The organism is Burkholderia paludis (genome assembly GCF_000732615.1).
Taxonomy (GTDB): domain Bacteria; phylum Pseudomonadota; class Gammaproteobacteria; order Burkholderiales; family Burkholderiaceae; genus Burkholderia; species Burkholderia paludis.
Genome location: NZ_JPGL01000074.1, coordinates 1 through 11579 on the forward strand (window position 1 = coordinate 1; position 11579 = coordinate 11579).

Consider the following 11579-nt stretch of genomic DNA (forward strand, 5'->3'; position numbering starts at 1 on the left):
TCGACGGAATCCCGTAGTACCAGGTGATCACGTTCCAGCCGATCGCGCCGACCAGCGCGCCGAACACGACGTAGTGATCGACGATCCCGGGGTCGATCGTGCCTTTGCCGACGGTCTGCGCGACCTTCAGGTGAAAGATGAAGTACGCGATGACGTTGAACGCGGCCGCGAACACCACGGCCTGCTGGGGCTTCAGCACCCCGGTGGACACGACGGTGGCGATCGAGTTCGCCGCGTCGTGAAAGCCGTTCATGAAGTCGAATACGAGCGCGACGAGCACGAGCGTCGCGACCATCCACAATGCGAGTTGGATCGAATGCATGTTCGTGATTCGCTCAGGCGTTTTCCAGCACGATGCCTTCGATGATGTTCGCGACATCCTCGAACTTGTCGGTAATGCGTTCGAGCAGGTCGTAGACGCCCTTCAGCTTGATGAGCGTCTTCACGTCGATGTCGTCGCGAAAGAGTTTCGATATCGCCGATCGCAGCACGCGGTCGGCGCGGGTTTCGAGCGTGTCGATCTCTTCGCATGCCTTGAGGATCTGCGGCGACTGCTTCATGTCGGACAGCCGGTTGACCGCGATCTGCGTCTGCAGCGCCGACTGCACGACGATGTCCGCGAGCTCGTTGGCTTCCCCGGTCACCGATTTCAGGTCGTAGACCACGACGGTGGTCGCGACGTCTTCCATCAGGTCGAGGATGTCGTCCATCGTCGTGATCAGCTTGTGGATCTCGTCGCGGTCGAGCGGCGTGATGAACGTCTTGTGCAGCAGGTCGATCGCTTCGTGCGCGAGCTTGTCGCCGGTTCGCTCGGTGGTCTGGACGTTGGCCATGGCCAGCTCGGCATCGTCGAGATTCTCGAGGAGCATCTGAAGCTCGCATGCCGCCAGGACGATGTGCTGCGCATGCGTATCGAAGAGGTCGAAAAACCGGGTTTCGACGGGGAGGAAGCGTCCAAGCATGGATTCTCCGGGGAAAGGGTGAGCGGAATGCGCCGGGTCAGGCCGTGCACGGGCGGCATAGCGTGCTGTTGCCGAACGCGACGTGCCGGCGCTCGGCGAGCGCGCGCAGGTCGAGCGGCCGCCGGTTGACGATCGAGCTGGCGGGCCCGGCCGACAGGTCGGGATTGACGAAGTACATCAGCGACAGGCGGCGCGCGCGGGTGCGCGGGCGTTCGACGGCATGCTGCATCGCCGGCACTTCGCCGTCGGTGAGCGCCTCGAGGAGCGAGCCGGCCAGCACGATCATTTCGTCGGGCCGCGGCAGCGCGGAAACCGGCGACGCGTCGGGCAGGAGCACCAGGCCGGGTGCGGTCGGCCGGATGAACGACAGCAGGTGGCCGTCTTCGTGCGGATCCTGCAGGTACGCTCGGTCGTGGCTGTCGTGCTGCTGCTCGTACGCGCAGAACTGCAGGTACGAGCTGTGCCGGACCGGCGGCTGCGCCGTGCCGCCGAGGTTGTCGCATACCGCATCGAGCAGGTCCTGCGCGATTGCGTTGATGCAGGCTTCGTAGGCGGCCATCTCGCGATAAAACGCGTGTCTGGTCAGCGCGAAGCCGTGATGCGCGTCGCGCCGTGCGACCCAGTAGCAGAACCGGTCGCATAGATCCGGCCGCTCGGGCGTATGCGAGTATTCGAGCCCGAACGGCAGGAAGCCGTCGGTCTGCTCCGGAAACGAGAAGGCATGCTTTTGCCGGCGATCCAGCTGGTCGTAGGCGGCCGCGAGCCGGTCGAAATGCATGAGCAGCGCGTACGGCATCTTGAAGTAGACGTAGCTGTCGCGGATCAGCCGGCTGGCATGGAGTTTCATACGGTTTTGCATGGTGTTCTCCCGGTACATCGTTCAAGGCGTGGCGCCGAAAGGCGGGCATTGCCGCATTGCCGGCGCATGGGAAGGCGAGGCGTGGTGTGCGCGATCGGGCCTGTGTCACCGCGGCGCGCGTGACGGCGCCGCGGCGGCTCGATGCCAATGACGGGTGGGATGGCGGCGCGGGTGAGCGCCTTTGCGGCTGTCGTGGACGAGCCGGTGTTGCCGGTTCGGCTGAAGGGAAATGTCGAGTCGTGTCATGCGTGCTCCAGGCGCCGGACGGCACACGGCGGGAGCGTCATGACGTCAACGACGGACGAGCGCTTCCCGCCGAGTCGCGTCGGGCGCGATCGGCTGATAAGAGGCTGGGAATCGGGTGGCCGCCGGCATGGCGTGCGAACGCGCGCCGGCGCAGCTTAATCGGCTACTGTCGTCGTCCATTTCGAACTCCTTTTCATTTCGACGGCACGTGCGCGCCCCCGGGCCGTACACGCGCGGGCATGCGGCCGGACACACGCACGTGACGCGGGTCACGTACGGACGCCGCCCGGGTGTCGAGCGGCCACTGAATTGTCGAGTACGGGAACTTCGGATCGACGGCATGCCGATCCTGAAAGACACCGCATCCTGCTATCCCGGGATGCGGCAGAAGACAAGGCTCTGCGAAGCTTCCTCAGGCGGCAGTCAGGTTGGTGCAGGACCAACTACAACTCGCATCGGTAGGCACAGAAGCCTCCATGAATGAAAACGAGTGCGATGTTAAGAGGGAACCGCGCGGCGCGTCAATCGAAAACTTCGCGGGCGTTTCGTGCGGCGTTCGGGGGCACTTCGCTCCGGCGAGCGTGGGTGGGGTCGATAGCGGGATGTGCCCGGGGCGATCGTATCGGCGAACGCACGCGACCCGATTCGGTCAGTGTGCCGAAGCAAATTCGAGACAGGCGTGCGCAGCCCGATCGACGGGGCGGGTTGCGCGGTTGGCGACGCTCGCGGCGGCGGCGAATGCGATGCGTGCGTGGAACGTTGCCCGACCGCGCCGCAGCGACGGCTCAGCGCTTCGTGCGCGTATCGGACGGGCGTTCGCCGAACATGTGCCGGTAATCCGCGGCGAATTCGCCGAGATGGCCGAAGCCCCAGCGTGCCGCGATCTCGGTGATCGACGCGGTTTCGTCAGGCGCCTGCAGCGCCGCCCGGGCGCGCTGCAGGCGGATTTCCTTCAGGTAGCGCATCGTGCCGGTGTCGCGCCATTGCCTGAACGCGCGCTGCAGCGTGCGCACGCTGCAATGCGCGGCGGCCGCGATGTCGGACAGCGTCAGCGGCTCGCCGGCGTGCTCGTCGATGTACGCGACGGCGCGCTTCACACACGCCGGCGCGACGTCGTCGCGGGCCGGCGCCGCGCTCGCAAGCTGCTCGCCGACCAGGCTCATGATCAGCAACTCTTCCACCAGCGGCAGTTGCATCGCCTTCAGCGCGGGCGGCGTGCCGGGGTCCAGCAATTGCCGCAACGTCTGCACCGATGCCAGCCAGCGGTTGCGGTGTGCGTCGGGCAGCGTGCACGACGGCAGCGAGGGCGGCGGCGCGCGTCCCGAGACACGACGCCAGAGATCGGCGATGCGCTGCGCGTCGATGCGCACGCCCATCTGCACGTTGTCCTCGCTGTAGCGGAATTGCGCGCGCTCGTTCGAGGTGACGAGCACGGTCGACCCGCGCCCACCGGCGTGCGCGACCCGGCCGCTGCGAATGTCCGACTCTCCGGCCAGCGTGGTGAGCACCAGGACGAAATTGCCGAAGACTTCCGGCCGGATGGCGATTTCCGTCCCGTAGGCGAACCACGACAGTGCGACATCGTCGCCGTCGAGCTTGAACATGGTGGCGGGCATCGCGCGGTGCCGGGCCGCGCTGAACGCATACGGACGATAGACCTTGCCGATTTCGCGCCGGGCGACTTCCAGATCGTCGGATTCGAACAGCATCGCGCCGCGCGGGATGTCGCCGTCGGACAGCGGCGGAGGGAACACCGGCAGCGACAGGCCGGACCGGGGAAGTCGATCGTTCATGGGGTCCCTTCCTGCGGGAGCGGGGGCGCCGCATCGAATAGTGGCGCGTTTCCGATGCCGGTGGCGTCGAAGCGATAGTCGCCCGCGTCCGCGCCGGGAATCATGGGGCCGTGTGGATGCTGAGCGGATCGCAACGGAACCATGGAGCATTCAATGAGCGGAAATTATACGGCGTACATCGACGGCGGGTTCGTCCGCCCGCGCGGCGGCGCGACCTTCGACGCCGTCAACCCGGCCACCGGCGATCATCTTGCGGAGATCGCGCGATGCGGCGCGGCCGACGTCGCCGCGGCGGTCGAGGCCGCACGGCGCGCGCTGCCGGCCTGGAAGGCGACGTCGTACGAGACCCGGGCCGCGCTGACGGCGCATCCGCACGTGGCGAAGCCGGCTCGACGCTCAAGCCGATCCTGCTCGTCGACGGCCATGCGTGAATTCGCGGGCGCGCGGCCTGCATCAATACACCGACCGTCTGACCGCGCGCCGCACGGAGACTTCCTGTCTCGACAGACCCCCTCATCGGAGCATGAGCATGACCTACCTTTATCGCGGCATGGATCGCATCGCACTCGACGCCGCGTACGACAACACCAGGGCCGTGCCGGATTTCCCGGCCGTGCTGGCCGATTGCCAGGCGCGCAGCGCGAAGTTTTACGACACGGCGTCGTGCCGGCGCGATCTCCGCTACGGCGATCGTCCCCGCACGCGCTATGACTGGATCGACTGCGGCCGGCACGACGCGCCGACGTTCGTGTTCATTCACGGCGGCTACTGGCAGAACTGCGCGAAGGAGGATTTCGCATACGTCGCGCGCGGGCCGCTGGCCGCCGGGTTCAACGTCGCGCTGGCCGAATACACGCTGGCGCCCGATGCGTCGATGACGCAGATCGTCGGCGAGATCGGCAGCCTGCTCGACCATCTGGCGAGCGATCGCGACCGGCTCGGGATCGCCGGCAGGCCGCTGGTGTTGAGCGGTCATTCGGCCGGCGGCCACCTGACTTTGCAGCATCGCTCGCACCCGGCCGTCACGGCCGCGTTGCCGATCTCCGCGCTCGTCGACCTGGAGCCGATCAGCCTGTCCTGGCTCGACAAGAAACTGAAGCTGTCGGCGCATGAGATCGACGCCTTCAGCCCGCTGCGGCATGTCGGCAGGGGCGTGCCGACGGTCGTCGCGGTGGGCGGCGCGGAGCTTGCGGAACTCGTGCGTCATTCGGACGATTACGCGGCCGCGTGCCGGGCGGCCGGCGAGACGGTCGAACTGATCCACCTGCCGGGCTGCACGCACTTCTCGGTGCTCGACACGCTGGCGAACCCGGACGGCCGCCTGGTGCAGGCGCTGTCCGGACTCGCGAACCGGTAACGCGTGAGCGTGCGTGCCGGCCGGTGCGTTGTGCTTACGCGTCCTGCGTCACGTGCACGGCGGTGCCGTAGCAGATCACTTCGGTCACGCCCGCGCCGATCTCGGTCGAGTCGTAACGCATCGCGACGATCGCGTTCGCGCCGAGCTTGCGGGCGTCGGCGAGCATCTTGTCGAACGCCTGCTGGCGCGCCTTCTCGCACAGCGACGTATAGAGCGTGATGTTGCCGCCGAAGATCGTCTGTAGCGCCGCGCCGAACGATCCGATGATCGAACGCGAACGCACGACGATCCCTTGCGCGACGCCGAGCGAGCGGACAGTCGTATGGCCGGGCAGGTCGAACGCGGTCGTGACGCGGGCGGGTGACAGGTCGTCGAAGGAGCGGGAGGTATCGGTCATGGCGGGACGCATCCGGCGAAGTGGTCGAACGGCGATTCTATCCGGATGCGTGCGGGCGCCCGGTTCGGCTGCCGGACGTCGTGCGGCCGGCGCGACGCGCGACGCCGGCCGCGCACCCTGCGCGGAGGCGGCGTGTGCGGACCGCACGCACACGCCGCCGGGGGTGACGGAACGGCGTTTCAAGCGAATGCCGTCAGCGTTTCGCGGGCGCCGAACCGTCCCCGCCGAGATCGACCGCATACGCCAGCGCCAGCTTGCCGAACTTCAGCGCGTGATTCGCCTGCCGGTCCGAATTCTCCAGCGTGTCGTTCACGGTATGGATGTACGGGTTGTCGTTCTTGTCCGCCTCGAAAGGGAACGAGGCCGGGTAGCCCTGCGCATTCCACGACGCGTGATCCGAGCATGCATACCCGCACTGCGACGTGCCGACCGCGAGTTCGGGCAGGTAAGTCTTCGCGAGGTTGGTCAGGTACGTGTTCTGCGCCGCGTTCGTGTAGTCGGTGATCAGGTAGATATCCTTCGGGTCGCCCTTGTAGTTCGTCATGTCGAGTTGCAGCACGCCGACCACGTTCGCATTCTGCGCGCGGAACTGTTTCGCGATCGCCTTCGAGCCGAGCAGGCCCGCTTCCTCGGCCGCGTACCCGACGAACTTGATCGTCCGTTTCGGCCGGTAGTTGTTCGCGAGCAGCACGCGCAGCGCTTCGGTGAGGCTCGCGATGCCCGATGCGTCGTCGTCCGCGCCCGGCGAGCGCGTGTTCTCCGTCGTGCGGCCGACGGTCGAATCGAGGTGGCCGCCCAGCACGATCGTGCCCGCGGCGGGATCGCTTCCCTTGATCGTCAGGATGACCGATTTCTGCGGAAAGCCCGTGTGCGCGAATTGCTCGACGGCGACGTCGGCGCGCGAGCCCGCCAGTTGCTTCCATTGCAGCGCGAGCCAGTCCGACGCGGCGACGCCGTGCGACGTCGTGTAGTAGCGGTTCGTGAAGCCGGACAACGACGTGATCGTGCCGACGATGTTGCTGGCCTGAAGCTGCTGGATCCATGTGCCGATCTGCGGCGCGTTGGAAACCTTGTACGTGGCAGCCGCGGCCTGCTTCGCGAGCGTCGTCGGCAACGGCTGCAGTGCCTGGCGCGCTTCGTCGAACGAGTCGTGCACGACATAACCGGGCCCGTGGCCGCGCGTATGGTGGACGGCGTGGGCCAGTTCGCCGAGCCGTGAATCGTCGATTTCGACGACGTGAACGGTGTCGCGGCGCGCGGCGCCGTCGGCCGTCTTGCCGGCGTCGAGGGTCGTACTGTATTGCGCGGTGGCGCTTGCGTCGATGCGTTGCAACTGGCGGAACGCCGCGTCGCCGAGCGTGATCCACACCGGTGTGGCGTGCGCGGCGGCGGTCAGCAGCATGCCGCCCAGCGCGGCGCTCAGGCGGGTGAGTTTCGGAGTAGGCATGTTCGATCTCGTGAGGAGGGCGATGTCGAGGAAGAGGGCGTGCCGCGGGTCGTGCGGCGCGCCCCCGCCTGCTGCGGCATTACGACTTCTTCGGCACGGTCACGCCGTACGTGCAGCTCTGGTTGTACGCGTTGCCGATCGCGGTGAGCTGCGCGCTGCTGTAGCCGAGCGCGGACGCCGCCGTCAGCACGGCCTGCGCGGCGGCCTTCTGGTTGGTCGAGCTGTTGGTCATCGACAACCCCTTCAGGAATGCCTTGTCCATCGCCTGCGCACCGATCGCATCGCGCGCGACGAGGTTGCACGACGCCCAGTACTGTCCGGCCGTGTGGATCTCCGCGCCGCGCGCCTGCGCGTAGGTGCGCCCGACGTTCCAGTTGGTCACGCGGCCGCCCCAGTACTCGTTGTGGCCGTCCCAGTTGTAAACCCAGTGGTACTGCGCGTCCGACGGGCTCCACTGGTTGAAGTCGCGGCTGTACGCGGCGGCGAGATAGTCGCCGGTGCCTTCGGAGAGCCCTTCCTGTTGCGACAGGCCGCCGTTCGTCACCCAGTCGTGGATGCCGTGGCCGAGCTCGTGGATCACGACGTCCGCATCTTCCGCATCGTCGACGCCGCCCTGGCCGAAGGTCAGCCGGCCGCTGCTCGACGAATACGACGAGTTGTCGTCGCCCGATTCGCCGTGCGGGTCGTACTGCACGCCGCCCTTGTACTGGTACGGCATCGCCTTGATGCCGAGCGTCTGGTTCACGTAACGCAGGAACGTGTCGATGTGGTAGTACGCGTTCACCGCCTCGAAGTACAGGTTGCCGCGCGTGAACTCGAACGTGGGCGTCGTCTGCGCGGGGCACGCCTTGTCGAGCGGCGCGTCGAAATCGATGCACGCCGCGTACGGGCCCGTCAGCGTATAGCTCCCGCCCGACTGCGCGAGATCCTTCAGCGTCACGCGCACGCGCGCGGCGGTGAGCTGCGGCGAATCGGCGTCGTTGTTGTCCTTGTAGCCCGTGCTGCCGTAGCTGCTTTTCGTCGACGACAGCGGGTCCGGCCGGAACACGAAGCCGGTGCCGTCGGTCGCGTAGAACGCCTTGTCCTCGGCACGCAGCACTTCGCCGCTGCCCGCGTCGATCAGCAGTTCCCAGTCGCCCTTCGGGCCGTCCTGCGGGCGGCCGCGCACTTTCCACGCGGTATGCGTGCCGGCCTTGTCGACGAAGGCGACCAGTTGTGCGTCCAGATTCGTGAAGCCGCTCACGCCGAGATACGCGCGTGCGCGGTCGTACGCCTGCTGCTGGTCGACCGCCTGCGATTTGCGGGACGTCGCGACCGCGCCGTTGATCGTGTTGCTCGCGACGTACAGGATGCGGCCGTCCTTCGCGACCGTCACCGCGATGTCGCTGCCGTACACGGGCAGCCCGGCCGCCTGCTGCTGCAGGCGCACGACCGTGAAGTCGGCGTCGCTGCGCTCCGACGTGACGGCGAGGCTCGCGAGCGCGACCTGGTCGAGCCCGAGCTGCGCGGCCTGCGACGCAACGAAGTCGCGCGCGGCGGCCGCGGGCGTCGCGGCGGCTTTCTTCGCGCGATACGCGGGGTTGTACAGCGTGACGGCGACGCCGTCCGCGCGGAACTGCCCGGCGGCCGTATCGGCCTTCGCGGCCGGTGGCGCGACGCCGCGCGTCAGGCTTTCGCGCAGGCTCGTGACTTGCGGGTTCGAGACTTTCGTATCGGCCGCGCTGCCGCCGACGATGCCGAAACCGAGCGCGAGACCCAGGGCGATCGGCAATGCTTTGCGTGATGTCTGCATGGGTGATCCTCATCTGAACGGTTGGACACGCCCGCGCGCTCGTGGCGCGCAGGCACGACACGGCCCGCGCGCCGGCTCGATCGAGCCGGCGCGGCGAAGCGGTGTTGGGAACCTCGACTGACTTAGTACACCTGAATGTCAGGTCGAAAAGAAACGGGCGGAGGAAAAGCGGGCAGGGAAGCAGGCGAAGAAGCGAACGGCAGGCAGGTGCAGCGATGGCGAATCGAGCATCGTCATGTCATACCCCTCGGATCGGTTCGGATATCGGTCGGCAGCCTGCGCAGCCCGATCGTCGTCGGCTGCGCGGCACACGCCTCGTTAGGCTGCCTATCTAATTTCGAGATATGTTACAGAATATTTTCAACGGGATTGCAATTTATTTTCGATGGCCGCTTCGGGCCGCCGATCAATCGCCGGCATTGTTCAACGAACAGCGGAAAACGCTGCCAGAACGTGCAATACCGCGCGGCATTGTGATTGAAACGCGGGACGATCAGCGCGTCGCACGCCGGTCGCTGCGCGGGCTCAAGCCGAATCGCGCGCGATACGTGCGAGAAAAATGAGATGGCGATTCGAACCCGCACGCGACGCAGACCGACGTGATGCTCATGTCGGTCTGCTGCAGCAGCTCGCGTGCCCGATCGAGACGCAGGTTCAGGTAGAAATGCGTCGGCGTGTCGTTCAGCGTCGCGCTGAACAGGCGTTCGAGCTGGCGGCGGGTGATCGAGACGTCCTGGGCGAGCGCGTCGGAGCCGAGCGGATTTTCCATGTGCCGCTGCATCGTGCCGATCACCTGGATCAGCTTGCGGTTGTGCACGCCGTAGCGGGCGGCGATCTCGAGCCGCTGGCTGTCCGAGCGCTGGCGGATGCGGCTGACGACGAACTGCTCGGAGATCGCCGCCGCGAGATCGGCGCCGTGCCGGCGGCCGATCAGGTCGAGCATCATGTCGATGGACGCGGTGCCGCCCGCGCACGTGATGCGCCGGTCGTCGATTTCGAACAGCTCCTGTGTCGCGTTCAGGCCCGGATAGCGTTCGCGGAACGCCGCCAGCGCTTCCCAGTGCAGCGTGAGCGGCTGCGACGCGTCGAACAGCCCGGCTTCCGCGAGCACGAAGCTGCCCGTGTCGATCCCGCCGAGCGTCGCACCATGACGGTGCTGGCGCCGCAGCCAGTCGCCGAGCGTGCGCGTGTAGCACACGAGCGGATCGAAGCCCGCGACGACGAAGACCGTATCGACCTTTCCGACCGCCTCGCAGGCGGCCTCGGCGGCGACCGGAATGCCGTTGCTCGCGGCGACGGGCGCGCCGTCGGCGCTGATCACGTGCCAGCGGTAGAGCTCGGTGCGAAAGCGGTTCGCGACGCGCAGCGGCTCGACCGCGGACATGAAGCCGAGCGCGGAGAAGCCGGGCAGCAGCAGGAAATGGAAATCCTCGGGCATCGGGGCGGGGGATGGAGTCCGGTGGTCGTCAGGCATCGCGCGGCCCGGCGAACGTGCCGGGCATGCGCCGCGTCCGGCGCGCGCCGGGCGGTCAGCGGAACATTATCGCGGGTTTTGCGCGGCCTCAGCGCGTTTTCGCGCCGCGCATCGAGCGGCGCGCGGTGGCCGACGGCAATTCGCCGAATTGCGCCTTGTACGCATTCGCGAAGTGCCCGAGATGGATGAAGCCCCAGCGTGCGGCCGCATCGCTGATCGGCAGGTCGGCCTGCCGCGTGTCGAGCAGCATCCGCCGCACCTGCGACAGGCGCAGCGAGCGCACGTAGTGCAGCGGGCTCATCTGCACGACCGACTGGAAGCTGTTCTGCATCGTGCGCCGGCTCACGCGCAATTGCGCGCACAGGCTCAGCACGTCGACCGGCGCTTCCGGATGGCCGATCACGTAGTCGTGCACGCGGCGCACGATGTCGGCGCGGCACGCATGCGTGAGCCGGTTCGACGGCTCGGGCATCCGGTACGTGAGGAGATCGACGAGCACGTTGCCGATTTCGCCGCGCAACGCGCGTTGCGCGCGCATGTCGCGGTACATGTCGGGCGCGCCGAGCACGCGTTCGAGTTGCGTCGCGATCTGCACGCCCGCACGCATGAGCGCGGCAGTGGGCATGTCGACGACGCCGCGCCGCAACGTGGCTTCATCGAGCCGGACATCGGCCGCATCCTCGACCTGCTGCAGCAGCGCGCGATCGGCGACGACGCCGATCAGCGACATGTCGTCGGGCGAATGCAGCTCGAACGGTGCACCGCCGCGCGCCATCACCATCGTGCCGCGTTCGATGCGCACGCCGCCGAATGCGAACGCCCCCGAGCCGGTGAGCGGCATGCCGAACACCGTATGGTCGTGCGGCAATCGTCCGCGCTGGATGATGCGGACGTTGGCGGTTTCCTGGAACAGTTGCAGGCCGTCCAGCAACGCGTGCTTGACGGTGCTGCGATACGCGCCGGGGCCGATCTGGTCGTAGCGCTGGTTCCAGCCGCGCAGCGCGTCGGCATGCCGGTCCGCGTCGTCGAACCTCTCGTGAAACACGAACACGGCGCCTCCGGGCGTATCGATCAGGATCGCGCAAGGTTAAACCGGCCGGGCGGTCGGCGCAATAAGGGGCCGCGCTATCCGGCAGGTCTTCGTTCGAGGGTCGGAAACCACCGGCCGGCGCGGCTTTCAGGCGGATTTCCAATATCCCGAATCGGCACGCACGCGGTGCCGGTCCGGGTGCTGGACGGTTTTTTTGTCGCA

The 11579-nt window shown here is 67.3% G+C and carries 11 protein-coding genes and 1 pseudogene; 2 read left to right on the forward strand and 10 right to left on the reverse strand.

The window, feature by feature from the left end; genetic code table 11:
* The 4 genes from GQ56_RS0133345 to GQ56_RS40280 form a co-directional block, all read right to left on the reverse strand.
* A partial coding sequence (locus tag GQ56_RS0133345) for an inorganic phosphate transporter (protein ID WP_031402782.1) occupies positions 1 to 322 on the reverse strand: 322 nt, incomplete at its 3' end.
* 13 nt (positions 323 to 335) lie between these two features.
* The gene (locus GQ56_RS0133350) at positions 336 to 962 is read right to left on the reverse strand and encodes a DUF47 domain-containing protein (RefSeq protein WP_031402783.1); all 627 of its coding nucleotides are present in this window, start codon (positions 960 to 962) and stop codon (positions 336 to 338) included.
* A 37-nt stretch (positions 963 to 999) separates the two neighbouring features.
* Positions 1000 to 1809: a 2OG-Fe(II) oxygenase family protein gene (locus GQ56_RS0133355; protein ID WP_052001389.1), complete on the reverse strand. Its 810-nt coding sequence runs from the start codon at positions 1807 to 1809 to the stop codon at positions 1000 to 1002.
* A gap of 1043 nt (positions 1810 to 2852) precedes the next feature.
* Complete coding sequence (locus GQ56_RS40280) at positions 2853 to 3860, reverse strand: AraC family transcriptional regulator (protein ID WP_031402785.1); 1008 nt, start codon at positions 3858 to 3860, stop codon at positions 2853 to 2855.
* Between the two features lie 153 nt (positions 3861 to 4013).
* On the opposite strand from GQ56_RS40280, the pseudogene GQ56_RS45025 reads away from it, so the two are divergent.
* Positions 4014 to 4160, forward strand: a pseudogene (locus GQ56_RS45025) (hypothetical protein); the annotation flags it as partial.
* Here the strand turns inward: GQ56_RS45025 and GQ56_RS45950 are convergent.
* On the reverse strand, positions 4106 to 4285 hold the full coding sequence (locus GQ56_RS45950) for a hypothetical protein (protein WP_031402786.1): 180 nt from the start codon (positions 4283 to 4285) through the stop codon (positions 4106 to 4108). The pseudogene GQ56_RS45025 and the gene GQ56_RS45950 sit on opposite strands and share 55 nt — an antisense overlap.
* Before the next feature lie 98 nt (positions 4286 to 4383).
* On the opposite strand from GQ56_RS45950, the gene GQ56_RS0133370 reads away from it, so the two are divergent.
* Entirely contained in the window at positions 4384 to 5217 is an 834-nt protein-coding gene (locus GQ56_RS0133370) for an alpha/beta hydrolase (RefSeq protein WP_031402787.1), read from the forward strand.
* 34 nt (positions 5218 to 5251) lie between these two features.
* Here the strand turns inward: GQ56_RS0133370 and GQ56_RS0133375 are convergent, their stop codons facing one another.
* The 5 genes from GQ56_RS0133375 to GQ56_RS0133395 all read right to left on the reverse strand — a co-directional run bounded on the left by GQ56_RS0133375 (position 5252) and on the right by GQ56_RS0133395 (position 11378).
* Positions 5252 to 5614, reverse strand: a complete 363-nt coding sequence (locus tag GQ56_RS0133375) for a YbjQ family protein (protein WP_031402788.1) — start codon at positions 5612 to 5614, stop codon at positions 5252 to 5254.
* Positions 5615 to 5807: 193 nt separating this feature from the next.
* Positions 5808 to 7061 carry a M20/M25/M40 family metallo-hydrolase gene (locus GQ56_RS0133380; protein WP_031402789.1) on the reverse strand — a complete coding sequence of 418 codons (1254 nt, stop codon included), beginning with the start codon at positions 7059 to 7061 and terminating at the stop codon, positions 5808 to 5810.
* A 79-nt stretch (positions 7062 to 7140) separates the two neighbouring features.
* On the reverse strand, positions 7141 to 8853 hold the full coding sequence (locus GQ56_RS0133385; protein ID WP_031402790.1) for a M36 family metallopeptidase: 1713 nt from the start codon (positions 8851 to 8853) through the stop codon (positions 7141 to 7143).
* 493 nt (positions 8854 to 9346) lie between these two features.
* On the reverse strand, positions 9347 to 10291 hold the full coding sequence (locus GQ56_RS0133390; protein ID WP_031402791.1) for a GlxA family transcriptional regulator: 945 nt from the start codon (positions 10289 to 10291) through the stop codon (positions 9347 to 9349).
* Between the two features lie 124 nt (positions 10292 to 10415).
* The gene (locus GQ56_RS0133395; RefSeq protein WP_031402792.1) at positions 10416 to 11378 is read right to left on the reverse strand and encodes a helix-turn-helix domain-containing protein; all 963 of its coding nucleotides are present in this window, start codon (positions 11376 to 11378) and stop codon (positions 10416 to 10418) included.
* Positions 11379 to 11579 lie beyond the last annotated feature (201 nt).

Bases quoted from the DNA above. Each gene is read 5' to 3' on its own strand.
- GQ56_RS0133350 (WP_031402783.1), bottom strand. From the start codon at position 962: ATGCTTGGACGCTTCCTCCCCGTCGAAACCCGGTTTTTCGACCTCTTC.
- GQ56_RS0133355 (WP_052001389.1), bottom strand. From the start codon at position 1,809: ATGAAACTCCATGCCAGCCGGCTGATCCGCGACAGCTACGTCTACTTC.
- GQ56_RS40280 (WP_031402785.1), bottom strand. From the start codon at position 3,860: ATGAACGATCGACTTCCCCGGTCCGGCCTGTCGCTGCCGGTGTTCCCT.
- GQ56_RS45950 (WP_031402786.1), bottom strand. From the start codon at position 4,285: ATGGCCGTCGACGAGCAGGATCGGCTTGAGCGTCGAGCCGGCTTCGCC.
- GQ56_RS0133370 (WP_031402787.1), top strand. From the start codon at position 4,384: ATGAGCATGACCTACCTTTATCGCGGCATGGATCGCATCGCACTCGAC.
- GQ56_RS0133375 (WP_031402788.1), bottom strand. From the start codon at position 5,614: ATGACCGATACCTCCCGCTCCTTCGACGACCTGTCACCCGCCCGCGTC.
- GQ56_RS0133380 (WP_031402789.1), bottom strand. From the start codon at position 7,061: ATGCCTACTCCGAAACTCACCCGCCTGAGCGCCGCGCTGGGCGGCATG.
- GQ56_RS0133385 (WP_031402790.1), bottom strand. From the start codon at position 8,853: ATGCAGACATCACGCAAAGCATTGCCGATCGCCCTGGGTCTCGCGCTC.
- GQ56_RS0133390 (WP_031402791.1), bottom strand. From the start codon at position 10,291: ATGCCCGAGGATTTCCATTTCCTGCTGCTGCCCGGCTTCTCCGCGCTC.